Annotated in this window: 22 protein-coding genes and 1 riboswitch; of the genes, 10 read left to right on the top strand and 12 right to left on the bottom strand. The window is 66.1% G+C overall.

From position 1 onward, the window contains the following. From carB to B4A72_RS04370, 7 genes are all read right to left on the bottom strand, one after another. A partial coding sequence (gene carB, locus B4A72_RS04400; protein WP_292978143.1) for a carbamoyl-phosphate synthase large subunit occupies positions 1–1,124 on the bottom strand: 1,124 nt, incomplete at its 3' end. Positions 1,125–1,360: 236 nt separating this feature from the next. Next, a complete protein-coding gene (locus B4A72_RS04395; protein WP_292954042.1) occupies positions 1,361–2,143 on the bottom strand; it encodes a DUF1217 domain-containing protein in 783 nt (260 codons plus the stop codon). A 7-nt stretch (positions 2,144–2,150) separates the two neighbouring features. Further along, positions 2,151–2,555, bottom strand: coding sequence for a flagellar biosynthesis repressor FlbT (gene flbT, locus B4A72_RS04390; protein WP_292954045.1), 405 nt, complete (start codon positions 2,553–2,555; stop codon positions 2,151–2,153). Beyond that, positions 2,552–2,908, bottom strand: a complete 357-nt coding sequence (flaF, locus tag B4A72_RS04385) for a flagellar biosynthesis regulator FlaF (protein ID WP_292954048.1) — start codon at positions 2,906–2,908, stop codon at positions 2,552–2,554. The genes flbT and flaF overlap by 4 nt, the downstream gene beginning before the upstream one ends. Before the next feature lie 86 nt (positions 2,909–2,994). Next, positions 2,995–4,248 carry a flagellin gene (locus tag B4A72_RS04380; RefSeq protein ID WP_292954051.1) on the bottom strand — a complete coding sequence of 418 codons (1,254 nt, stop codon included), beginning with the start codon at positions 4,246–4,248 and terminating at the stop codon, positions 2,995–2,997. A 178-nt stretch (positions 4,249–4,426) separates the two neighbouring features. Beyond that, positions 4,427–4,741, bottom strand: a complete 315-nt coding sequence (locus B4A72_RS04375) for a hypothetical protein (RefSeq protein ID WP_292954054.1) — start codon at positions 4,739–4,741, stop codon at positions 4,427–4,429. Continuing rightward, positions 4,738–5,094 (bottom strand): hypothetical protein, encoded by a 357-nt coding sequence (locus B4A72_RS04370; protein ID WP_292954174.1) that lies wholly within the window; start codon positions 5,092–5,094, stop codon positions 4,738–4,740. The genes B4A72_RS04375 and B4A72_RS04370 overlap by 4 nt, the downstream gene beginning before the upstream one ends. On the opposite strand from B4A72_RS04370, the gene B4A72_RS04365 reads away from it, so the two are divergent. From B4A72_RS04365 to B4A72_RS04345, 5 genes are all read left to right on the top strand, one after another. Next, positions 5,093–6,352, top strand: a complete 1,260-nt coding sequence (locus B4A72_RS04365; RefSeq protein ID WP_292978142.1) for a flagellar hook-length control protein FliK — start codon at positions 5,093–5,095, stop codon at positions 6,350–6,352. The two genes, B4A72_RS04370 and B4A72_RS04365, sit on opposite strands and share 2 nt — an antisense overlap. A gap of 11 nt (positions 6,353–6,363) precedes the next feature. Then, positions 6,364–7,029: a flagellar hook capping FlgD N-terminal domain-containing protein gene (locus B4A72_RS04360; protein ID WP_292954060.1), complete on the top strand. Its 666-nt coding sequence runs from the start codon at positions 6,364–6,366 to the stop codon at positions 7,027–7,029. Positions 7,030–7,192: 163 nt separating this feature from the next. After that, a complete protein-coding gene (gene rpe / locus B4A72_RS04355) occupies positions 7,193–7,879 on the top strand; it encodes a ribulose-phosphate 3-epimerase (RefSeq protein WP_292954063.1) in 687 nt (228 codons plus the stop codon). 134 nt (positions 7,880–8,013) lie between these two features. Beyond that, entirely contained in the window at positions 8,014–8,793 is a 780-nt protein-coding gene (locus B4A72_RS04350) for an SDR family oxidoreductase (protein WP_292954066.1), read from the top strand. A 70-nt stretch (positions 8,794–8,863) separates the two neighbouring features. Beyond that, positions 8,864–9,943 (top strand): ABC transporter ATP-binding protein, encoded by a 1,080-nt coding sequence (locus B4A72_RS04345; RefSeq protein WP_292954068.1) that lies wholly within the window; start codon positions 8,864–8,866, stop codon positions 9,941–9,943. A 3-nt stretch (positions 9,944–9,946) separates the two neighbouring features. Here the strand turns inward: B4A72_RS04345 and B4A72_RS04340 are convergent, their stop codons facing one another. Then, a complete protein-coding gene (locus B4A72_RS04340; RefSeq protein ID WP_292978141.1) occupies positions 9,947–11,695 on the bottom strand; it encodes a glycosyl transferase family 90 in 1,749 nt (582 codons plus the stop codon). A 38-nt stretch (positions 11,696–11,733) separates the two neighbouring features. After that, positions 11,734–11,823: riboswitch (glycine riboswitch) on the top strand. 150 nt (positions 11,824–11,973) lie between these two features. Here B4A72_RS04340 and gcvT point away from each other — a divergent pair. The 5 genes from gcvT (at position 11,974) to B4A72_RS04315 (ending at position 18,899) form a co-directional block, all read left to right on the top strand. Then, on the top strand, positions 11,974–13,098 hold the full coding sequence (gene gcvT, locus B4A72_RS04335) for a glycine cleavage system aminomethyltransferase GcvT (RefSeq protein WP_292954074.1): 1,125 nt from the start codon (positions 11,974–11,976) through the stop codon (positions 13,096–13,098). Between the two features lie 8 nt (positions 13,099–13,106). After that, positions 13,107–13,466: a glycine cleavage system protein GcvH gene (gcvH, locus tag B4A72_RS04330; protein WP_292954077.1), complete on the top strand. Its 360-nt coding sequence runs from the start codon at positions 13,107–13,109 to the stop codon at positions 13,464–13,466. 116 nt (positions 13,467–13,582) lie between these two features. Then, the gene (gene gcvP / locus B4A72_RS04325) at positions 13,583–16,423 is read left to right on the top strand and encodes an aminomethyl-transferring glycine dehydrogenase (RefSeq protein ID WP_292954080.1); all 2,841 of its coding nucleotides are present in this window, start codon (positions 13,583–13,585) and stop codon (positions 16,421–16,423) included. Between the two features lie 194 nt (positions 16,424–16,617). Next, positions 16,618–16,986, top strand: a complete 369-nt coding sequence (locus B4A72_RS04320) for a hypothetical protein (RefSeq protein ID WP_292954083.1) — start codon at positions 16,618–16,620, stop codon at positions 16,984–16,986. 17 nt (positions 16,987–17,003) lie between these two features. Then, positions 17,004–18,899 carry a pyrroloquinoline quinone-dependent dehydrogenase gene (locus tag B4A72_RS04315; RefSeq protein ID WP_292954086.1) on the top strand — a complete coding sequence of 632 codons (1,896 nt, stop codon included), beginning with the start codon at positions 17,004–17,006 and terminating at the stop codon, positions 18,897–18,899. A 39-nt stretch (positions 18,900–18,938) separates the two neighbouring features. Here B4A72_RS04315 and argC read toward each other — a convergent pair whose 3' ends face one another. From argC to adh, 4 genes are all read right to left on the bottom strand, one after another. Continuing rightward, a complete protein-coding gene (gene argC / locus B4A72_RS04310; protein ID WP_292954089.1) occupies positions 18,939–19,856 on the bottom strand; it encodes an N-acetyl-gamma-glutamyl-phosphate reductase in 918 nt (305 codons plus the stop codon). Between the two features lie 70 nt (positions 19,857–19,926). After that, on the bottom strand, positions 19,927–20,256 hold the full coding sequence (locus B4A72_RS04305) for a DUF779 domain-containing protein (protein WP_292954092.1): 330 nt from the start codon (positions 20,254–20,256) through the stop codon (positions 19,927–19,929). Continuing rightward, a complete protein-coding gene (locus B4A72_RS04300) occupies positions 20,253–21,317 on the bottom strand; it encodes a DNA topoisomerase IB (RefSeq protein WP_292954095.1) in 1,065 nt (354 codons plus the stop codon). Before B4A72_RS04300 ends, B4A72_RS04305 begins: the two co-directional genes overlap by 4 nt. 99 nt (positions 21,318–21,416) lie before the next feature. Further along, positions 21,417–22,943 (bottom strand): aldehyde dehydrogenase, encoded by a 1,527-nt coding sequence (gene adh, locus B4A72_RS04295; protein ID WP_292954098.1) that lies wholly within the window; start codon positions 22,941–22,943, stop codon positions 21,417–21,419. Positions 22,944–23,076: the final 133 nt, after the last annotated feature.

The following is a 23,076-nucleotide window of genomic DNA, read 5'->3' as shown; positions in this document are numbered from 1 at the left end:
GCGAAGCGCGGGATCTTGGTCACGACATAGTCGATGCTCGGCTCGAACGAGGCCGGCGTGACCTTGGTGATGTCGTTGTCCAGTTCGTCCAGCGTATAGCCGACGGCCAGTTTCGCGGCGATCTTGGCGATGGGAAACCCGGTCGCCTTCGAAGCCAGCGCCGAGGACCGCGACACACGCGGGTTCATCTCGATCACCACCATCCGGCCATCCTCGGGGTTGATCGCCCATTGCACGTTCGATCCGCCGGTCTCGACCCCGATCTCGCGCAGGACCGCGATCGAACCGTTGCGCATCCGCTGATATTCGCGGTCGGTCAGCGTCAGCGCGGGCGCCACCGTGATCGAATCGCCGGTATGGACACCCATCGGATCGACGTTTTCGATCGAACAGACGATGATGGCATTGTCGGCGCGGTCGCGCACCACCTCCATCTCGTATTCCTTCCAGCCCAGAAGGCTTTCGTCGATCAGCACCTGTGCCACGGGCGAGGCGTCAAGCCCCGCGCGCACGATGCCTTCATAATCGTCGCGGTTATAGGCCACGCCGCCGCCCGTGCCGCCCAGCGTATAGGCCGGGCGGATGATCGCGGGCAGGCCGATATCCGCCAGCGCCTCGACCGCCTGGGCGACGCCGGCGGCGATGTCGTATCTGCCATTTGCCAGTTTCGGGGCGGCGATGATCGTGGCACGCGGATTTTCCAGCCCGATCCGGTCCATCGCCTCGCGGAACAGCTTGCGGTCCTCGGCCATTTCGATGGCCGAACGCTGCGCGCCGATCAGTTCGACCCCGTAGCGGTTCAACGCGCCGCTATCGGCCAGCGCCAGCGCGGTGTTCAGCCCGGTCTGCCCGCCCATCGTCGGCAGCAGCGCATCGGGCCGTTCCTTGGCGATGATCTTTTCGACCACGGCCGGCGTGATCGGTTCGATATAGGTCGCATCGGCCATTTCCGGATCGGTCATGATCGTGGCGGGATTGGAGTTGACCAGGATCACGCGATAACCTTCCTCGCGCAGCGCCTTGCAGGCCTGGGCGCCGGAATAGTCGAATTCGCAGGCCTGACCAATGACGATGGGCCCGGCCCCGATGATCAGGATCGACTTGATATCGGTTCTTTTCGGCATGCAAGCCTCCGGGCTGTCTGGGATCGGCGCAAATCGTCCGGGGTTATAGCCAAGCGCGTCTCATGTGCAAGGGCGCGTGGCGGCCTCGGTCGCCGGCGAGACAGGCTTGCAGACGCCAAGGGCTGTCGCGCACCGAGCGTCCGTGTAGACCAGAGCAGAGCCTTTGGCGATGCAAGTTCGCAAGAACCGGCGAAATGCGCCGAAGAGCGGCGCGTTTCGAAGGGGCGAATCCGGCGTCAGGATGTCAGAAGCGTCAGCGCGGTGCTGTAGCGGTTCTGGGCAAAGGTCGTGGTGATCTGCGAGCGCGCCAGGTAGGATGTGACCAAGCGATCGATCCCGGCATCGCTGGCAATATCCTTGAAATCCGCGCTTCCAAGATAGCGTTCTGAAGCCTTGGTGAATTCCTCCAGCTGTCGATCGACCGAGAGCTTTCCGTAATCGCTGCCGAAACCGAACGCCTTTTCGAATACTTCGCGCAACGGCGGGTTGCCCAGGACTTCATACCACAAGGTGTTGTTGGAGGATGTGCGTTCCCTCATGGATTCCAGTTCGCGCCGCGCATTCAGCGCCAGGCGCAGCGATTCGTCACCTTCGCCCACGCGACGTTCGAATTCGCGTTCGAGATAGGCTTCGGATATGCGTTCGCCCAGATTGGCGGAAGCGTTCCCTCCTTCCTCCATCCCCATCGCCTGGGCCAGCCGAAGATAGCGCTTGTCGCTGAGACGATTGACCAGCGATGTCTGGTCGCCGACATCGGATTCCAGAATCTTGCGGAGAAAGGCCTTGTTCGGCAAATCGTCTTCCAGACCAAAGGCGCCCAGCGCGACGCTGAGCAGCCGGTAATTGCCGACCAGATCCTCGGCCGTGATGCCCGAAGCAGTATTCTCGCGAAAATACGCCGTCGAGCGCTGAACGACCGGATCCTGCGCGATCGCCTGCACCTGACTCGCCTCGGTGCGTTGCAGGATGCGCCATCCCGCGATGCCGCCGATGCCCAGATTGATCGCAGCGTTTGTCATCGGGACCTCAATTCGGGCGCGCCGCGAAAAGCCGCGCTTCTCGCGGCAACAACTCGCGCAGCTTTCGCATCGCCGGATAGGGCGCGCCGGCCAGCGCATGGTCGGTCGCCTCGGCAAGAACAAGGCGGCTGTCACGATCATCGAACACCTGGCTCAGCGCCTCGATCGAGACCAGCAATTGCCGCCGCCCCTCCTCCGGCGCGGCATCGCCGGACAGCATCAGCTGCGCGATATAGCAGGCGCGCGACACAGGTGTCCTGGCATTGTCGGGATGAATCGCATCCTTCAACCGCAACACGTTCACGTTCGGCGTCTTGATCGAGATCTTCGACCGCTTCTCGCCATTCTCGATGACGGCGCCGTTGATCAGCACACGCTCACCGGGGCCCAGCTTGAGGACAAGGCCGCTCATGCCCTTACCTCGCCGCGCAGGCCCTTCATGATCGAGATATTGACGTCGATCAGCACCGCGCTTGTCGCGTTGCCGGCGAGAACGCGATCGGAGTGACGCAACGAAAACCGCGCAAGCGACAGAAGCTGCGCCTTCAAAGCGTCGGGCAGGCCGTTGCCCGGGTCGGCCAGGTCCGCAGCCAGTATCATCCACAATTCCTTGTTCTTGTGAATGGCTGCGATCATGCCCGTCTCGCATCCTGGTGCCTGGGATTGGCGCATCATGCGCGTCACCCGTGAAAAGGCGTCGTATTCGAGTTCTCGGGCCGGGCGCAGGTTGGGCGCGCCGTAACCGTATTCGGACTGTGAAGTCAACGCATTCAATGTCTTGGATCCCGGTATGGCTGGGTGGTGTGGGGCCGGGGCGCCCGCGGGCGCCCCGGAAGCGGATCAAGCCCGGATCAGCGGAACAGGGCCAGGATCGACGAGGGCGCCTGATTGGCGATCGACAATGCCTGGATGCCAAGCTGCTGTTGGGTTTGCAGTGCCTGCAGCCGAGCCGATGCCTCTTCCATGTCGGCATCGACAAGCGAACCGATGCCGGTCTTCATCAGATCGGTCAGCGTTCCGACGAAGTCGTTCTGGGTTTCGATCCGGTTCTGCGCCGAACCCAGAGCCGCAGCCGCGTCGATCGCGGTGCTGAGCAGACCTTCGACCTTGGTCAGCGCGTCGGCGGCGCCGGCATCGCTGGTCACGTCGAAGCCTGCCAGATCGGCCATGCCCCCGCCCGAGGCGGGCGTGCCGCCCGTCGCGGTCACCGCGGTCACGTCGATATCGTTGCCGACGCCGGCAGCAAGGTTGTTGGTCAGGCGGATTTCGTCGCCGACCCGGGTCACGCTGTATTGGGTGATCCCGTTGGCCATCAGATTATTCTGCAGAGCCTGGCCCAGCGCGTTGGCAATGTCGCTGGTGCTGTCGCTGGGCTTCGCGACATAGTCGAAGGTCCGTGAGCCCAGGACGTTCTGGTTTGCACTGTCATCGAGCGTCAGCCGATAGCTGTAGCCCGAGCCGACCGAGGCGATCTTGATGGTCTGGACACTGCCACCGCCGACAGTGTCGGCAGTTCCGGCCGCGGTCCCGCCATTGTTGATGATAGACGTATCGGTGACCGCTGTTCCGCCGAAGGTCGCGGCAACCGCGCCGGCCATCGAAAGATCCTGGCGATCCACCTGGATCTTCGACACGTTGACGGTCGAGCCCACACGATCCAGCGACGATACCATGTCGTAGGTGGCGGTGCTGGTGCCATCGATCAGGTTGACGCCGTTGAACTGGGCCGCGTTGACGATCGATTCGATCTGCTTGCTCATCAACTCGATGTCGTCCTGCAGCTTGACGCGGTCGCTGGAGGAGGCCGACTGGGCCGTCACGACCTTGTCCTTGATCCCCTTCAGCTTCTCGGTGATCTGCTCCGCCGCACTGCGGGCGGTCTCGACCGTGGCTTTTGCCGTATTCAGGCTGGTCGAAACCGCCTTGAAAGCGCTGACATCGGCTTCCATCGTTTTCGAGATCGCCCAGATCGCGGCATCGTCCTTGGCGCTGCCGATGGCCTTGCCGGTCGAGATTTCCGACTGGGCCTTGTTCAGACCGGAATTGATGCTCTTGAGCGTCTGCAGCGCAACGATGGCGCCCTGGTTGGTCAGAATGCTGGACATGTTGTCCTCCTTGAATTGGGGCGCTTTGCGCCCGCGATTGCGTAGGGTTCTGGCCTTCTGACCCGTCGGGCATCTTCGCCCCGCACCGTTCGCGGCACGGCCACCTTCATATCGGCCTGCGGTTTACAACTAGTGAACCGGCCCCCTTATCTCAAAGCCTCTTCGCGGCGCATTTTATCTAAAAGCGATGCGGCGCCGGGGCCGTCGTCGATGTCGCGTGACGGCGCCCCGCACTGTCATAGGTCTGGAGAGATCGCGCGGCCTCGACGATGGCGCGAATCTGCTCGATCGCCTGGCGCGCACCGCGTTCGGACGCCTGTGCCAGATCGCGGATCTCCGACAGGCTTGTTTCCGCCTGCGCGCGTTCTTCCACGCCGAGGCCGCGCCGCGCCATATGGGCCAGATCCTCGAGACAGGCTGTCGCGGCAACGGGATCGGCCGCGATCACGGCCGATTTCAGATCGGTCAATTTCCTGAGAAACCGCGATTTCATGCCTGTCCCTCGTTCAGCATCGCGCCGAATCCCAGATCCAGGCGCTCCGCCATCAATCCCGCCCATTCGCGGCTGAGAAAACTGCCGAACTGCTCCTCACCGATCCCGCCACCGAAATCGCCCTGGCCCGACGACGGCCCGTAATATTTCAGCATTTCCTCCAGAAAAGCCTGTTCCAGCCTGTCCGCCGATGTGGCCGCGGGGCGTGGCAGGCCGCTGGGACCGCCGATCATCTCAACCTGCATTTTCAGAAAAACTCCGATATTTTCAGATTTCGTCAGGCTAGGGGTCACGGGTAAAATAATTGGTAACGCTTCTCGATTATGAGTGAAAAAAATCGAGGTGAAGATCATGGACGTCACCAGTTTGTCCCTTCCCGACGAGTCGGGCACACCATCGCGGCCGATCCGGCCGGCACCGGATCCGGCAGCCGGGCAGGTTTTCGCCGACAACGTCGATGAAACCGGAGAGATCGAGCCGGCCCCTGGCGCAGAGGCCGCCGAATCGCCCGAAATCGCGGCCGAAGCCGCGGAATCCGATGCAGAGGACGGCGACGAAGCGACCGATGGCGACGTGGCCCAGACCCAGGTCGATGTCTTGCAACGCATGATCGAGGCCTGGTCGGGCATCACGTCGGAAATCGCGCCCGCCGCCCGGCCGCAGGATCGGGCCGCGGCGGAAACCGCCATTTCCGGAACCGCGCCGATTGTGCAGAACATCGTGAGCGATGACCGCGTGGGGACGAACGGCGAGGCGATGATCACGGCTGACATTCCGGACGAGGCCCTGCCGGAATTCGGGCCCGATCGGCCGAGGAGCGGGAACACACAGCCCCCCTCGGCGGCATCGGCTACGATACCGCGCGCCGATTCGGAATTGACTGGCGGCGGCGATCGAACGGATGAGATCCAGACGGAATCGGAAGGTGATGGCGCGAATCGCCAGGGCGAGACGGCTCGCGGGACCGAGGGGCGCATCGCCGAGACCAGGCTTTCGGCCGACGGGTCCAGGCTTTCGGCCGACGGGTCCGGGCTTTCGGCCGACGGGTCCGGGGGCAATGGGCAGGCCGCATCGCCTCTGGCGCAGGACCGGGCCGCGGTGCCGGGGCCCTTTTCCACCGATCCGGCGATGCTGCGGCTGTCCGATCCGGGTCTGATTTCCATCGATTTCAGCGACGCCCCGGGCCAGAAACCGCAACTGCCGCGCCACGATCCCGGCGCGGCGATCAGGCAGATCGCGGACGCGGTCGTCCGGCAGCGCGATGATCGCATCGAGATCGCCCTGTCTCCGGAAGAATTGGGCCGGGTCCGCATGACACTGAGCGGTCGCGACCATGCGCCGCATGTCGTGATCTGGGCGGAACGGCCCGAGGTGATGGACATGCTGCGTCGCAATGCAACGATGCTGATCGAGCAGTTCATCGATGTCGGCGTCGAGGATGCGACTCTGGAATTCGATCATCGCGGCAGCGGCGAACAGGACCGGAACCCGGCAGGGCAGAATCTGCCGGATTTCGGCGACGGGCCGACGGGCCTGGTGATGCAGACGGCCATCGCCACGTCGGCCGGGCCATGGATGTCCGGCCTTGGCCGGCTCGACATCAGATTGTAGAGGGAGAGATCATGATTTCGGCCATTTCCAACACTGCCGGAACCACGGCACAAGGCGCCGCTGGCGCCACCGCCGCGCCGGGTTCGGGCACTGATTTCGACACTTTCCTGAAGATGCTGACGTCGCAATTGAAGAATCAGAACCCGCTGAACCCGATGGAGGGAACCGAATTCGCGGTGCAGCTTGCGACCTTTTCGGGGGTCGAGCAGCAGGCGCAGACGAACAAGCTGCTGGCGCAGATGGTCGCGCAGATGGGCGGCGGCGGTGGTCTTGGCCAGATGGCCGAGATGATCGGCAAGGAGGCGCGCACGACCTCGGCGGTCAAGTTCGGCGACAAGGCGCTGACGCTGGATCTGTCGCCGGATCCGGCAGCCGACAGCGTCACGCTGGTGACGCTGAACGGCAGCGGGCAGGTGATCAGCCGGGAAGAGATCGGCCCGGGCAGCGGGCAGATCGACTGGTTCGGCCGGGACGATCTGGGTGCGAAACTGCCCGATGGACAATATTCCTTCATCACCGAAAGCCTGCGCGAGGGCGAGGTGATCCGCGAGGATCCGGTCGGCGTCTATGCCCGCATCGTCGAAGCCGAAGCGGGCGAAGATGGCACGCGGCTGATCTTCGAGGGCGGCGCCTCGGCCCTGGCCAGCGAGATCGATGCCCTTCGCGAGGCAAGCTGACACAGGCACCGGCCCTTCCGCGACCCAGGCTGAAATCATCGGGCCGGCCATCAGGCCGCGCCGGTTCCGGCCAGGGGCCTTCGCGGCTGCGCCGCAGCGCCGGACTTGACGGCAAGCGCGCAACCGGGCAGCAGACGGCAACGTGATGTCAGGAAGGCTCGCCATGAGTTTCGAACGCAAGATCCGGATCGCGCCATCGATCCTGTCCGCCGACTTCGCCGATTTCGGGGCCGAAATCCGGGCGATCGAGGACCAGGGTGCCGATTGGGTTCATGTCGATGTCATGGACGGTCATTTCGTGCCGAACCTGACCTTCGGCCCGCCGGCTGTCAGGGCGTTCCGACCGCATGTGACGACCTTCATGGATGTCCACCTGATGATCGCGCCGGTCGATCCCTTCATCGAGGCCTATGCCGAAGCGGGCGCCGACTCGATCACCGCCCATGTCGAGGCCGGTCCGCATCCGCACCGCACGCTTCAGGCGATCCGTGCCACCGGCAGGAAGGCGGGCATCGCGCTCAATCCCGGGACAGCATTGGAAGCCGTGGAATATCTGCTGGATCTGTGCGACATGGTGCTGATCATGACGGTCAATCCGGGCTTCGGCGGGCAGAAGTTCATTCACGGTCAGCTGGACAAGATCGCCCGCCTGCGCGGCATGATCGGCGACCGGCCCATCCGCATTCAGGTCGATGGCGGCGTGGACCCCGGAACCGCTCCGCTGGTCGCCAAGGCGGGCGCGGATGTGCTGGTTGCCGGATCGGCGGTGTTCAAGGGCGGATCGGTCGATCGCCCGCAGATCTACGGCGACAACATCCGCGCCATCCGCGACGCCGCCGAAAGACGCTAGGGCCGGCGCTTCATCCCGGCCGGACGATCCTGTTCCGCCCCGCAGGCGCCAACGGGCGAAGCCGCCTGCCCGAGATTTGACAATCCCGCGCCGGCCGCGTTTGCTGCGGCGCGAAACCGCCACAGGAGGACGCGATGGATCTGGGCATCAAGGGCAAGCGGGGGCTGGTCTGCGCCGCCTCCAGAGGGTTGGGCCGCGGCTGCGCCGAGGCGCTGGCCGAGGCCGGGGTCGATCTGGTCATCAACAGCCGGACCGAGGCGCAGATCACCCAGACCGCCCGTGACATTGCCGAGAAATACGGCGTTTCCGTCATCCCGGTCGCCGCCGACATCACGACCGAAGAGGGCCGCGCCAGGGTGCTGGAGGCGGCGGGCGAGACCGACATCCTCGTGACCAATGCCGGGGGGCCGCCTCCGGGCAACTGGACCGACTGGGACCGCGACGATTTCATCCGGGCCATCGACGCGAACATGATGACCGGCATCGCGCTGATGCAGGCGCTTGTTCCGGGCATGATGCGGCGCGGCTGGGGCCGGGTGGTCAACATCACCTCGCAATCGGTCCGCTCGCCGATCCCGGCGCTGGGCCTGTCGAACACGGCGCGCGCGGGGCTGACCGGTTTCGTCGCCGGCATGTCGCGGCAGGTGGCCGGCCACGGCGTCTGTGTCAACAACATCCTGCCCGGCATCCACGCCACCGACCGCGCCGACAGCCTGGACAAGGGTGTTTCGGAACGGCAGGGCATCAGCATCGACGAGGCCCGCAAACAGCGCCAATCCGCGATCCCGACCGGCACCTATGGCCGCGCCGACGATTTCGGCGCCACCTGCGCCTTCCTGTGCAGCCAGCAGGCCCGCTTTATCGTCGGTCAGAACGTCCTGCTGGACGGCGGCGCCCTGAACGTGACGATCTGAGCCGAACTTGCGGGTTTCGCCTGCCCCTGCTAGGGCAGGCGAAACCTGACCAAAAGAATCGGCCAGTCCCGTGACCATTCCGCCCCGACTCGAGGTTCAGAACCTCGTCCGTGCCTTCGACGGGCAGCGCGTCGTGGATGAGGTATCCTTCACAATCGGCGCCGGCGAGGTCGCCTGCCTGCTGGGACCGTCGGGATGCGGCAAATCCACGACGCTGCGGATCGTCGCGGGCGTGGACATGCAGGACAGCGGATGCATCTTCGTCGATGGCGGGCTGGTCTGCGACACGCATTTCCGCATCCCGCCCGAGCGCCGCGCCATCGGGCTGATGTTTCAGGACTTCGCGCTGTTCCCGCATCTGCCGGTCAGCGAGAACGTGGCCTTCGGGCTGAAGGGCCGCTTTGCCGCCAATCGCGGCCGCGTGCTGGAACTGCTGGAACGCGTGGAGATGGACAATCATATCGACAGCTATCCGCACGAATTGTCCGGGGGCGAACAGCAGCGCGTCGCCCTGGCCCGCGCGCTGGCCCCGCGACCGCGCGTGCTGCTGATGGACGAGCCCTTCAGCGGCCTTGACGAGCGTTTGCGCGACGGCATCCGCGACGAGACCCTGTCGCTGCTGAAAGAGGAAGGCGCCGCCGTCCTGCTGGTCACGCACGAACCGGAAGAGGCGATGCGGATGGCGGACCAGATCCTGCTGATGCGCCACGGCCGGATCATGCAGCACGGCGCGCCCTATAATCTCTACAATGCGCCGGTTGACCGCCAGGCTGCCGCATTCTTCAGCGATATCAATGTCCTGACCGGCCGTGTCCAGGGCGCGCTGACCGACACGCCCTTCGGGCAATTCCTGACGCCGGGCGTTCCCGACGGCAGCGAGGTGGACATCGTGATCCGCCCGCAGCATCTGAAGATCGATTTCGACCGGGCCGGCCAGGGCCCCGCGCCCACGATCGAGAACGGCACCGCCGCCCGCGCCCGTGTGACCCGCGCCCGTTATCTGGGCCGGGAATCGCTGGTCGAATTCCGGACCGACCAGGGCGGCATCGCGCTGATCGCGACCGTGCCGGGGGTGTTCCTGCCGCCCGAAGGCACGCCCATGTGGCTGATGCTGCGCCGCGACCGGGTCTTCGTCTTTCCCAGAAGCTGACGATCACTGCCCGGTCGCGGCGCGGTAATCCTGCAAGACCCGCGTCAGGTGCCGGCGGCGCAGGTCCGGATCGGCCAGCGCCGCGCAGATTGCCCGCGCCCGTTCCGAGATGCGCCCACATTCCGCCGGGTTGGCCCGTGCCCAGGCCAGTCTTTCCGCCAGATCGCCGCAGCCTTGCGCCAGCGGGACATAGTGCCGCCAGGGCTGGAACAGGCCGGAATGAAAGCCTTGCCAGTCGTCTTCCTCTTTCAGCACCACGGACCGGGTATTGGCCAGGGCCGCGAAATCCCGAAGTCCCGCCACACCGCCCAGGCAGATCAGATAGCGGTGCGACAGCAGAAACGCCTCGTCCGCGCGCCCGGTGGCCAGGCCGCCATGCCCGCGCCGGTCCAGCGCGGCGCGGTCCCCGGGCAGGAAGGCGGCATCGACATCGGTCGATCCGGCATGGGCGGCGACAAAGCCCAGACGGTCTGCCCCGGGCGGGGCACCGTCCTCTGCGGCATCGTCCGACAGCGCCCCGCGCCAGATGGCGCGGTCCCGCTTGTCCGGAAAGGGCGGATCGGCGCGGTCGGGATTGCCCAGAAAGGCATCGTTGCCCGGCCAATGCGCGCGCGGCGCGGGCCACAGGAACACGTTCTCGGCCCCGGCACGGCGACTGGGGGCCAGGATCGGGCGGCCGATCCGCGCACCGTCCCCGGCACCGGCGCGGCAGGCTGGCTGCATGTCGATGTAGTAAAGCCCCCGCGACGCGACCTCGGCGATGTCGTTCACCGCCGCCGCGACGTTCATCCAGCGCGGAAAGGCCGGGTCCAGGTGAAAGCGCCGCCCGGCATCGGGCAGGATCGGCAGCGGCACGCCACCGCGCGCGGCGACCTTGCCGGTCGCCGCGTCGAAGGTGGCGAACTGGCCGGAACAGGCGGCGAAACCCACCGGTTTCATCCGTATCCGCGCCGGCCGGGCAAAGGCTGCAAGCCCGCCTGCGATGCGGTCGTGATCGGCGGCGGGGATGGCGGCGCGCGGGGTGTTCAGCATCCGGTCCAGCGCCGGCAGATAGCCGGCCCGCTTGCGCCGCAGGCCCGGCCCCGGCAGGTCCGGACAGGTCGGCAGGTCGAAATACGGCGCCAGCGCATCGCGGTAATCGGCGGGACCGGCCTTGTCGATGTCGATCTGGATCAGCTCCGGGCGGCCCGCGAAATGGCTGCGGACGGCGGCCAGATGCGCGTCCCAGTCGGCCTGCCACAGATCGGCCAGGTCGGGCAGGCCGACGCCGCGGGCCTGGGCGCAGGCGCGCGCATAGCGGCCGCCGCGATGCCGGTAGCGGCTGATGATCCAGTCCTCGACCCGGCGCGTGTTCAGCAGGAAGACCGAACCCGGGAAGCTGCGGTCCAGATAGGCGAATTCGCGGAACGCCTCGACGATGGGCAGGTTGATCGAGCGCACCGATTCCATGTCGGTGAAGGCCGTCACATGCGCCCAGGGTTGCAGCGGTGCCCGGCCCGACAGCTTCGAGAAGGCGATATCCTCGGCCAGTCCGTTTTCCTCCCAATGCACGGTCGGAATGCCGTTCATCGCGAAGAGACGCGCGATGAAGGTCGTGCCGCATTTGTTGAAACCGATCTGGAAGAACTTGCGCGACAGGACGGGCCTCGAGGCTGGCGGCGGATGACCGATCTTGTCGGGCGGTCGGGCGATGCTGTCAATCGCCCGGTCCGGCCGGCCCGAAAGCGCCGCTTTCGCGACCGCATGCGACAAGGGGCTTGCCTCGGGCGCGGGGCGCGGATAGCTGTCGGGACAGGATTTCGGGAGAATCCGGCCCGGCGCCGGTGCCGAAGGAGCAGCCGCCCCGGCGAACTCTCAGGCCAAAGGACCGTCATCCGTCAGAACTCTGGAGAGTGGCCGGAAGGCCCGCCGAAGGGATAACGATCTCAGGCGCCCGGCCATGATGGTGCGGGCAGGGACAGAGGGGGCATCGCGGGGCGGGTTTTCCGCCGAAACGATGCCGGCTGTCCGGCGAGGAAAGAGGGGGCCAGATGGGCCAGGAACTGCGCCGGACCGGGCTTTACGATCTGCATGTCGCCCAAGGCGGCAAGATGGTGCCCTTCGCCGGCTGGGAGATGCCGGTGCAATACCCGATGGGCGTGATGGCCGAACATCTGCACAGCCGCGCCCATGCCGGCCTGTTCGATGTCAGCCATATGGGACAGGTTCTGGTGCGCCCGCTGGACGGCAATCCCCAGACCGCCGCGCTGGCGCTGGAAAAGCTGATCCCGGCCGATGTTCTGGGACTGCCGGAAGGACGCCAGCGCTATGGCCTGTTCACCAATGCGGCTGGCGGTATTCTGGACGATCTGATGATCGCCAATCGCGGCGATCACTATCTGCTGGTCGTCAATGCCGCCTGCGCCGATCAGGACATCGCCCATCTTCAAGGCCTTGCCGGTGTCGCGGTGCAGCCGGTCACGGATCGCGGGCTTCTGGCCCTGCAGGGCCCAGAGGCGGCGGCGGTCCTGTCCGCGCTGATCCCCGACGCGACGGGAATGCGCTTCATGGACAGCCGGGCCGCGGACTGGCAGGGGGCCGGTCTGTGGATCTCGCGTTCGGGCTATACCGGCGAGGACGGGTTCGAGATTTCGGTCCCGGAGGCGGTTCTGGAACGCTTCGCCAAGGCCCTGCTGGCCGATGACCGGGTCGCGCCCATCGGCCTTGGCGCGCGCGACAGCCTGCGGCTGGAGGCGGGAATGCCGCTTTACGGACATGACATGGACAAGGATGTGCTGCCCGCCGAGGCCGGGCTGGGCTGGTCCATCCCCAAGGTCCGCCGCAGGGGCGGGGCGCGGGCGGGCGGATTTCCGGGCGCGGATCCGGTGCTGGCGCAGCTGGCCGACGGCGCCGCCGTCACCCGGCGCGGCCTGCGTCCCGAAGGCCGCGCCCCGATCCGCGAAGGCGTGCCGGTCTTTGCCGGATCCGAGGGCGGCGAGGCGATCGGCGCGGTCTCGTCGGGCGGCTTCGGCCCCTCGGTCGGCGGCCCCGTCGCGATGGCGCGAATCCCGTCGGACATCGCCGATGGCGCGGTGCTTTTTGCCGCGTTGCGCGGCAAGCGGCTGCCGGTCGTCGTCACCCCCCTGCCCTTCATCACGCCCTCTTACAAACGCTGAGGAACCCCATGCTGAAATACACCGAAGATCATGAATGGCTGCGCGAGCAGGACGGCGAGATCACCGTCGGCATCACCCGGCACGCCAGCGAGCAGCTGGGCGACGTGGTGTTCATCGAATTGCCCGAAACGGGCCGCAAGGTCGAGGCGGGCGAGGAGATCGTGGTGATCGAATCGGTCAAGGCCGCCTCTGACATCAGCGCGCCGGTCGCGGGCGTGATCACGGCGATCAATGCCGACCTGGCCGAGACCCCCGGCGGTGTGAACGACGACCCGATGGCGGCCTGGTTCTTCCGCATCAAGCCGGCGGAACCGGATGCGACGGACGGCTTCATGGACGAGGCCGCCTATCACGACCTGATCGGATGAGAGCCGAGGCCGGGCCTGCGGCCCGGCGAAGGCCGGGGGCGCTTCGCCCCCCGGACCCCCCGAGGATATTTGACGACCAAGGCAGGCCCGGCGGGTGCTGCACGACGGAGATGCGGATGAGCAGCTGGACACCGACCGACTACAACCCCGACGATTTCGCCAATCGCCGTCACATCGGTCCCTCGCCCGACGAGATGGCCGAGATGCTGACGGCAATCGGTGCGGACAGCCTGGATGCGCTGATCGACCAGACCGTGCCCAAGGCGATCCGGCAGGACCGTCCGCTGGACTGGCCCGCCCTGTCCGAGGCCGCGCTGCTGGCCCGGATGCAGGAGGTCGCGGCCGGGAATCGCGTCATGACCAGCCTGATCGGGCAGGGTTATTACGGCACCGTCACGCCGCCCGCGATCCAGCGCAACATCCTGGAAAACCCGGCCTGGTACACCGCCTATACCCCCTACCAGCCCGAAATCGCGCAGGGCCGGCTGGAGGCGCTGCTGAATTATCAGACCATGGTCGCCGACCTCACCGGGCTGCCCGTCGCCAATGCCAGCCTGCTGGACGAGGCGACGGCGGCGGCCGAGGCGATGGCGATGGCGCGCCGGCAGGCCAAGTCCGGCGCCGATGCCTTCTTCGTGGCCGATGATCTGCATCCCCAGACCATCGCCGTGATCGAGACGCGGGCCGCGCCCCTTGGCATCCGCATCCTCAAGGGCGGGGTCGGCGATCTGAAGGCCGATCAGGTCTTCGGCGCGATCTTCCAGTATCCCGGCACCCATGGCCATGTCCGCGACCTGACGCCCGAGATCGCGGCGCTGCACGAGACCAGGGCGCTGGCCATCGTGGCTACCGATCTGCTGGCCCTCTGCCTGCTGCGCGAACCCGGCGCCATGGGCGCCGACATTGCCGTGGGCAGCGCCCAGCGATTCGGGGTGCCGATGGGCTATGGCGGCCCCCATGCGGCCTTCATGGCCTGCCGGGACGCGCTGAAACGCGCCATGCCGGGCCGGATCGTGGGCGTCTCCGTCGATTCCGGCGGCAATCAGGCCTATCGCCTGTCGTTGCAGACCCGCGAACAGCATATCCGGCGCGAGAAGGCGACCAGCAATGTCTGCACGGCGCAGGCCCTGCTGGCGGTGATGGCCAGTTTCTATGCGGTGTTCCACGGGCCGGTGGGGCTGCGGGCCATCGCGCAGCGGGTGCATCTGAATGCGGCGACGCTGGCCAATGCGTTGCGCGCCGCCGGGGCCGAGGTCGCGCCCGAGGCGTTCTTCGACACGATCACGGTCAAGGTCGGCGTGGGTCAGGCCGGAATCCTGGCCGCCGCCGAACAGCGCGGCATCAATCTGCGCCGCGTGGGCCGCGACCGCGTCGGAATCAGCCTCGACGAGACGACCGATGCGGGCGTGATCGCGCGGCTGCTGGATGCCTTCGGGATCGACGATCCCGCCGCCCCTGCCGACCGGCCCGCAATCCCCGACGATCTGCTGCGCGACAGCGACTACCTGACCCATCCCGTCTTTCACATGAACCGCGCCGAATCCGAGATGATGCGCTACATGCGCCGATTGTCGGACCGCGATCTGGCGCTGGACCGGGCGATGATCCCGCTGGGTTCCTGCACCATGAAGCTGAACGCCGCGGCCGAGATGATGCCGATCACATGGCCTGAATTCGGCCGCCTGCATCCCTTCGCGCCGCGCCATCAGGCGGCGGGCTATGCCGAGGCGATCGGCGATCTGACCGACAAGCTGTGCGAGATCACCGGCTATGACGCCTTCTCGATGCAGCCCAACAGCGGTGCGCAGGGCGAATATGCGGGGCTGCTGACGATCCAGGCCTGGCACCGGTCGCGCGGCGACGATCAGCGCGATGTCTGCCTTGTCCCGGCCAGCGCCCATGGCACCAACCCGGCCAGCGCACAGATGTGCGGCATGAAGGTCGTGGTGGTGAAATCCGCCCCCAATGGCGATATCGACCTGGAGGATTTCGCCGACAAGGCGGCCAAGGCCGGGACCGCGCTGGCGGCGGTGATGATCACCTATCCCAGCACGCATGGCGTCTTCGAGGATACCGTGCGCGAGGTCTGCCGGATCACCCATGATCATGGCGGGCAGGTCTATATCGACGGGGCCAACCTGAACGCGCTGGTCGGGCTGGTCAAGCCGGCCGAGATCGGCGGCGATGTCAGCCACCTGAACCTGCACAAGACCTTCGCCATTCCGCATGGCGGCGGCGGGCCGGGCATGGGCCCGATCGGCGTCAAGGCGCATCTGGCCCCGCATCTGCCGGGCGACCCGCGCGAGGATGGCAGCGGAGCGGTCGCGGCCGCGCCCTATGGCAGCGCCTCGATCCTGCTGATTTCCTGGGCCTATTGCCTGATGATGGGGGGCGAGGGGCTGACCCAGGCGACACGGGTGGCGATCCTGAACGCCAATTACATCGCCAGCCGTCTGGCGGGCGCCTATCCGATCCTGTTCATGGGCAATCGCGGCCGGGTGGCGCATGAATGCATTCTGGACACGCGGCCCTTTGCCGACCATGGCGTGACCGTGGACGATATCGCCAAGCGGCTGATCGACAACGGCTTTCACGCCCCCACGATGAGCTGGCCGGTCGCCGGCACGCTGATGGTGGAACCCACGGAATCCGAAACCAAGGCCGAGATCGACCGCTTCATCACCGCCATGCTGGCGATCCGGGACGAGATCACCGAGATCGCCGAGGGACGCATCGGCGCCGAGGACAGCCCGCTGCGCCGCGCCCCGCACACGGTCGAGGATCTGGTCGCCGATTGGGACCGGCCCTATAGCCGGGAACAGGGCTGCTTTCCGGCCGGTTCGTTCCGCGTGGACAAATACTGGCCGCCGGTCGGGCGGGTCGACAACGCCTATGGCGACCGCAACCTGGTCTGCACCTGCCCGCCGCTGGACAGCTATGCCGAGACGGCGGAATAGGTTCCTGCGCGCGGGCCCGTGCGGCCGCGACCCGCGACGCCGGTTGAGGCCCCCGTGATCCAGGGCGATGTTTGCGGTATCGGCCGCGGGCGGGGATGGAACCGGCATGTCTCTGCCGGTCTTTCCTTTCCAGACCCGCCGGCAGCCGGCGCCTTTGCGCCGACCGGACGGGCCCGGACAGGAAAGGAGACATCATGTCAGCATCCGTTTCTCATGCCGCGACGCCGCAGAGCGCCCGCGAAGAACTGGTCGCGACCGCGATGGCGTTGCCGGCCGTTCTGGCTGTCGTCGTGGGCCTCGTCGATTATTTCAGCCACGAATCGGGCATCCGGGGAACGCCCGGCGCATTGCTGGTGACGGGCGGATCGCTGGTGCTGGCCATCACCGCCTTCGCGGTGGGCCGCATGGCCCCCGGCGCCTGGCGCACGACGCTGACCGTGATGATCCTGGTCGGCGCGGCGCTGACCGCGCTGGCGGCATGGTTTCTTGAAAGCGTGCTGATCGTGCTTGGCATGGTTCTGCTGATGGCCTGCTGGGCGGTTTTCATCATGGTCGCGAGGTAGATCCGATGACACGCGTGATGACGATTCTTCCCCTTGTGGCCGCCTTCGCCCTGCCGGCGGCGGCGCAACAGACCGAATGGCCCACCTTTCAGGGCGATCTGAAGGCGCAGAAATACGCCCGCTCGACCCAGATCACGCCCCAGAATGTCGGCCAGCTTGAAAAGGCGTGGGAGCTTCATACGGGCGACGTCTCGGACGGGTCGGGCGATATTCCGGGCACGGTCTGGTCGGCCACCCCGATCCTGGCCAATGACATGCTGTATGTCGGCACGCCCTTCTATCGCATTCTGGCCGTCCGGCCCGATACGGGCAAGGTCGAATGGACCTATGATCCGCAGACCGAACTGAAGGCCCTGACCCAGCCCGAGCTGAAGAACCGCGGCGTCGCCTATTGGCAGGCCAGCGACGGCAGCACCGGCCCCTGCAGCAAGCGGGTCTATATCGGCACGATGGATGCGCGCCTGCATGCCGTGGACGCCGAGACCGGCAGGCTGTGCCCGGATTTCGGCGATGCCGGGATCCTGGATGTGAACCAGTGGAACAAGCCCGACGCCAATTTCCCGCTGTCGCAGTTGCAGCCGCCCACGGTGACGGGCGACACGCTGATCATGGGCTGGGCCGGCAAGGACTGGTACGATGCCGAGAACCCTCTGGGATCGGTGTTCGCGGTCGATGCGCGCACCGGCAAGCGCAAATGGACCTATCAGTCGATCCCGCAGGATTATGACGGACTGACCGGCACCGCGAATGTCTGGACCGCCATGTCGGTGGACGAGGAAAACGGCCTGGTCTATCTGCCCGTGTCCAGCCCCAGCCCGGATTTCTATGGCGGCACCCGGCTGGACCCGATTCCGCAAGCCACCTCGATCACCGCACTGGAGGTCGAGACCGGCAGGGTCGCCTGGTCGCGCCAGCTGGTCCATCACGACATCTGGGATTACGACATCAACGCCGCCCCGACGCTGGTCGATATCCGGAAGGATGGCCAGACGATTCCGGCGCTGGTCGCCACCACCAAGATGGGCCTCTATTTCGTCCTGAACCGCCTGACCGGCGAGCCGGTCTATCCGATCGAGGAAATGCCCGTCCCCGCCAGCGATGTCGAGGGCGAGAAGGCCGCGCCGACGCAGCCGATGACGCGACTGCCCGAACCCGCGACCGCTGATGACTGGGGCGGCGTGTTCCGCCTGGCCGATTGGGCCTCGTTCGGCTTCTGCTCGGCCAAGGCGGCCGACCTGCGCTATGAGGGCCGCTATACGCCGCCTTCGCTGCGGGGAACACTGACCTTTCCGGCGACGGCGGGCGGGATGCAGTGGGGCGGCGGCACGGTCGATCCCGAGACCGGCATCTACTATGTCAACAGCTCGAAGATCGTGCAGATCTATCAGCTGATCCCGCGCGAGGAATATGACCGCCTGACCTCGGGCGGCAGCGAGGCCGGGGGCGGCTTGTTTCCCCAGAACGGCGCGCCATACGGGTTCCGGCTGACCAATTTCCTCAATCCCTTGGGCATGCCCTGCTGGAAACCGCCCTATGGCACGATGTCGGCGGTCGATCTGAAGACCGGCGAAACGCTGTGGAAGGAACCTTTCGGCCAGGTGCAGAAATGGGGCTTCTACATGCCCGAAAGCTGGGGTTCACCCACCATTGGGGGCCCGGTTCTGACCAAATCGGGGCTGATCTTCATCGGTGCCTCGATGGATGCGCGGGTCCGGGCCCTGGATGCGAAGACCGGCAAGGTCCTGTGGAAGGCGCAGGTCGATGCCCCGGCCGTGTCCATTCCGGCGGTCTATGACTACAAGGGCCGCGAATATGTCGTCTTCACCGCGGGCGGAAACTCGATCGTCAAGCCCCAGGTGGGGGATCAGCTGGTGGCTTTCGCGCTGCCGCAATCGTCGGATCAGGCCCGATAGGACAAGGGGTCCCGCTGCGCCGCGCCGGGGCCCTGCGGCCTATAGCCCGGTCTCTTCCGGCAGGCCCAGCATCAGGTTCATGTTCTGCACCGCCGCGCCGGACGCGCCCTTGCCCAGATTGTCCAGCACCGCGACCAGCGTCGCGCAACCCAGCGAATCGTCGCCATGGACGCTGATCCGCATCATGTTGGTGCCGTTCAGCGCCGTCGGAACGATTCGCGCGCCGATCGCCTCCGGGCTTTCGACCGCGACGAATTGCTGGCCCGCATAATGGTCGGACAGGGCCTCGCGCAGGGCGGCAAGGGTCCGGCTTTCATCCAGATGCAGCGGCACCTGCACCGCCATTCCTTGCGCGAAATTGCCGACCGAAGGCGCAAAGACCGGCTGCACCAGAAGCCCGGTATAGGCCATGATCTCGGGGATGTGCTTGTGGTTCTGCGCAAGGCCATAGACGAAATGCGCCGGCGCGCCGCCATCGTGATATTCGCTGATCAGCGCCTTGCCGCCGCCGGTATAGCCGCTGACCGCGTTGATGGCGACGGCCTCTTCCTCGTCGATCAGGCCGGCCGCGATCAGCGGCGCGATGATCGCGATGGCGCCGGTCGAATAGCAGCCCGGATTGCTGAGCAGCCGCGCGCCCGCGATCTGGTCGCGGACACCTTGGGCCAGTTCCGCGAAGCCATAGACCCAGTTTTCATCGACCCGATGCGCGGTCGAGGCGTCGATCAGCCGCACGTCCAGATCGCGGGTCAGATCCACCGCCTCGCGCGCGGCATCATCGGGCAGGCAGAGGATGGCGATGTCGGCGGCGGCAAAGGCCTCGCGCCGGGCATCGGCATCCTTGCGGCGTTCCGGGTCGATCTGGATCAGCGCGATATCGTCGCGGCCCAGCAGGCGGTCGCGGATCTGCAGACCCGTCGTGCCGGATTCGCCGTCGATGAAGATGCTGTGCGCCATGATCGAACCTCCAGGGGGACGCGCAGCTTATAGGCGATCGGTCGCGGCTTCACAATCGCGGGACCGCGGGTCAGGTCGCGCACAGGTCCGAACGGGTCAGGAACCGCTTTTCGCGCCCGTTATCCAGGCTGAACATGCCGCCCCGGCCGGGCACCACGTCGATGGTCAGATCGGTATGTTTCCAGGTCTCGTACTGGCTGGCCGAGATATAGAAGGGCGCGCCGCCGATCTCGCCGATCTTCACGTCGCGTTCGCTGACCTTGAAGTCGTCCTGCGGGTAACACATCGGGCTGGACCCGTCGCAGCATCCGCCCGACTGGTGGAACAGGACCGGCCCGTGATCGGCCGTGATTTCCTCGATCAGTTGCAGGGCTTCCGGTGTCGCGGTGACGGTGCTCATGATTTCAACCTCCTCCTGAGGAATGTCAGGACCTGCTTTTCCTCGGGTCGCAGATCCGGCTTTTTCAGATTGTCCGCGATCTTCTCGCGCAGTTCCAGCTTCAACCCGCCCGACAGATAGGCGTCGATGATCTGCGGATGAACATAGCATTTGCGGCAGATCGCGGGCGTGTTGCCCAGGGTCGCGGCGACGGTCTCGATCGCCTCGCGGACATTGGCCCGGGCGGCGGCCTCGCTGTCGGCGGCCTCGTATTCCGCCAGCGCCAGCGCGGCCAGCACGGTGCCGGTCCAGGTGCGGAAATCCTTGGCCGTCACCTCGCGCCCGGAAATGCCGCGCAGGTAATCGTTGACCTCGGTCGAACTGACCTCGCGTCGCTGGCCGTCCTCGTCGAGATACTGAAACAGGTGCTGGCCCGGAATGTCCTGGGCGGCGCGGACGATTTTCGCCACGCGGGCGTTGCGGATATCCAGATCCCATTCCTTGCCGCCCTTGCCCTTGAAGCGGAACCGCACCTCGGACCCGGCGAAGGTCACATGGCGGTCGCGAAGGGTGGTCAGGCCGTGGGACCTGTTCTCCTTGACATAGCCGCTGTTGCCGACGCGGATCATGGTGTTTTCCAGCAGCCAGACGATCGTGGCCAGAACCTTTTCGGCGGGCAGGCCACGGCGGCCCATGTCCTTGTCCACCTGGCGGCGGATCCGGGGCAAGGCGGTCGCGAATTCCAGCATGTGATCGTATTTCGCACTGTCGCGCACCTCGCGGAAATCGGGGTGATAGCGGTATTGCTTGCGCCCCTTCGCATCGCGCCCCGTCGCAAGGATGTGGCCGCGCGGGTCGGGGCAGATCCAGACATCCTCGTAGGCCGGCGGGATGGCCAGCGCGGCCAGACGCTTGCGTTCGGCCTTGTCGCGGATCGTGCGGCCCCTGGCATCGCGGTAGGAAAAACCCCTGCCCGCGCGGATGCGGGTGATCCCCGGCATGTCGTCGTTGACATAGATCAGGCCGGCGCCGGTGGCGGCGTCCTCGGCATCGAGGATGGGGCTTTCGGTATCCTTGGGCATCGGGACGATCCGGCAGGGAGGAGACGTGATGTCCCAACGCCGCAAGGCCCCCGCAGGTTGCGGGGAGGGGACGGCCCCGAAGGGCCGCCCCGCCTGGCATCAGAAGAAGCCCAGCTTCTTGGGGCTGTAGCTGACCAGCATGTTCTTGGTCTGCTGGTAATGGTCCAGCATCATCCGGTGGTTCTCGCGCCCGATACCCGATTGCTTGTAGCCGCCGAAGGCCGCGTGCGCCGGATAGGCGTGATAGCAATTGGTCCAGACCCGGCCCGCCTTGATCGCGCGGCCGAAGCGATAGCAGGTATTGGCCTCGCGCGACCAGACGCCTGCGCCCAGCCCGTAGAGGGTGTCGTTGGCGATCGACAGCGCCTCGTCATCGTCCTTGAAGGTGGTCACGGACACGACCGGGCCGAAGATCTCTTCCTGGAAGACCCGCATCTTGTTGTTGCCCTTCAGCACCGTCGGCTCGATATAATAGCCGCTGGACAGATCGCCCCCCAGATCGGCCGCCTTGCCGCCGGTCAGCACCTCGGCACCTTCCTTGCGGCCGATGTCGAAATAGGACAGGATCTTTTCCTTCTGCTCGCTGCTGGCCTGCGCGCCGACCATCGTTTCGGAATCGCGCGGATCGCCCTGCTTGATCGCCTTCACGCGGGCCAGGGCGCGGTCCATGAACCTGTCATAGATCGATTCGTGGATCAGCGCGCGCGACGGGCAGGTGCAGACCTCGCCCTGGTTCAGCGCGAACATCACGAAACCCTCGATCGCCTTGTCGAAGAAATCGTCATCCTCGCGGGCCACGTCCTGGAAGAAGACGTTCGGCGACTTGCCGCCCAGTTCCAGCGTCACCGGAATCAGGTTCTCGGACGCGTATTGCATGATCAGCCGGCCGGTCGTCGTCTCGCCGGTGAAGGCGATCTTGGCGATGCGGTTGCTGGAGGCCAGGGGCTTGCCCGCTTCCAGACCGAAGCCGTTGACGACGTTCAGCACGCCCGGCGGCAGCAGATCGGCGATCAGATCCATCAGGACCATGATCCCCGCCGGGGTCTGTTCGGCCGGTTTCAGCACCACGCAATTGCCCGCCGCCAGCGCCGGGGCCAGCTTCCAGGTGGCCATCAGGATCGGAAAGTTCCACGGAATGATCTGGCCCACCACGCCCAGCGGCTCGTGGAAGTGATAGGCGACGGTGTCATGGTCGATCTCGGAAATGCCACCTTCCTGCGCGCGCAGGACGCCCGCGAAATAGCGGAAGTGATCGACCGCCAGCGGCAGGTCCGCGGCCATCGTCTCGCGGATGGGCTTGCCATTATCCCAGGTCTCGGCGGTGGCCAGCAGTTCCAGATTGGATTCGATCCGGTCGGCGATCCTGTTGAGGATGTTGGACCGTTCGGCGACCGAGGTCTGGCCCCACTTGTCCCGGGCGGCGTGGGCGGCGTCCAGGGCGGCCTCGACATCCTCGGCACCGGATCGGGCGATCTCGCCGATCTCGCCTCCGGTGATGGGCGTCGTGTTCATGAAATACTTGCCCGATTTCGGCGCCACCCAGGTGCCGCCGATGAAGTTGTCATAGCGTTTGGCAAAGGGCAGCACGCCCACGCCCTTGAATTCGTGCGTCTGGTCGTTCGGCATTGTCTTGATCCTCCTCTCGTCCCGGCATTTCCTGACCGGGCCTGGGTCACAGTTTGGGATGCTGAGGATTCGATTCAACGCAGGCGGGATCGCCATCGCGTGAACCTGTCTCGCGGGTGAGACAGGTGTCGGA

The organism is Paracoccus sp. UBA5162, from assembly GCF_002413585.1.
In the GTDB taxonomy this organism is placed as follows: Bacteria; Pseudomonadota; Alphaproteobacteria; order Rhodobacterales; family Rhodobacteraceae; genus Paracoccus.
This window is presented reverse-complemented; position numbering and strand designations above follow the sequence as displayed.

Coding starts and splice junctions, on each gene's coding strand:
- B4A72_RS04395 (WP_292954042.1), bottom strand. CDS start 2,143: ATGACAAACGCTGCGATCAATCTGGGCATCGGCGGCATCGCGGGATGG.
- flbT (WP_292954045.1), bottom strand. CDS start 2,555: ATGAGCGGCCTTGTCCTCAAGCTGGGCCCCGGTGAGCGTGTGCTGATC.
- B4A72_RS04380 (WP_292954051.1), bottom strand. CDS start 4,248: ATGTCCAGCATTCTGACCAACCAGGGCGCCATCGTTGCGCTGCAGACG.
- B4A72_RS04375 (WP_292954054.1), bottom strand. CDS start 4,741: ATGAAATCGCGGTTTCTCAGGAAATTGACCGATCTGAAATCGGCCGTG.
- B4A72_RS04365 (WP_292978142.1), top strand. CDS start 5,093: ATGGACGTCACCAGTTTGTCCCTTCCCGACGAGTCGGGCACACCATCG.
- B4A72_RS04370 (WP_292954174.1), bottom strand. CDS start 5,094: ATGATCTTCACCTCGATTTTTTTCACTCATAATCGAGAAGCGTTACCA.
- B4A72_RS04360 (WP_292954060.1), top strand. CDS start 6,364: ATGATTTCGGCCATTTCCAACACTGCCGGAACCACGGCACAAGGCGCC.
- rpe (WP_292954063.1), top strand. CDS start 7,193: ATGAGTTTCGAACGCAAGATCCGGATCGCGCCATCGATCCTGTCCGCC.
- B4A72_RS04350 (WP_292954066.1), top strand. CDS start 8,014: ATGGATCTGGGCATCAAGGGCAAGCGGGGGCTGGTCTGCGCCGCCTCC.
- gcvT (WP_292954074.1), top strand. CDS start 11,974: ATGGGCCAGGAACTGCGCCGGACCGGGCTTTACGATCTGCATGTCGCC.
- gcvH (WP_292954077.1), top strand. CDS start 13,107: ATGCTGAAATACACCGAAGATCATGAATGGCTGCGCGAGCAGGACGGC.
- gcvP (WP_292954080.1), top strand. CDS start 13,583: ATGAGCAGCTGGACACCGACCGACTACAACCCCGACGATTTCGCCAAT.
- B4A72_RS04320 (WP_292954083.1), top strand. CDS start 16,618: ATGTCAGCATCCGTTTCTCATGCCGCGACGCCGCAGAGCGCCCGCGAA.
- B4A72_RS04315 (WP_292954086.1), top strand. CDS start 17,004: ATGACGATTCTTCCCCTTGTGGCCGCCTTCGCCCTGCCGGCGGCGGCG.
- argC (WP_292954089.1), bottom strand. CDS start 19,856: ATGGCGCACAGCATCTTCATCGACGGCGAATCCGGCACGACGGGTCTG.
- B4A72_RS04305 (WP_292954092.1), bottom strand. CDS start 20,256: ATGAGCACCGTCACCGCGACACCGGAAGCCCTGCAACTGATCGAGGAA.
- B4A72_RS04300 (WP_292954095.1), bottom strand. CDS start 21,317: ATGCCCAAGGATACCGAAAGCCCCATCCTCGATGCCGAGGACGCCGCC.
- adh (WP_292954098.1), bottom strand. CDS start 22,943: ATGCCGAACGACCAGACGCACGAATTCAAGGGCGTGGGCGTGCTGCCC.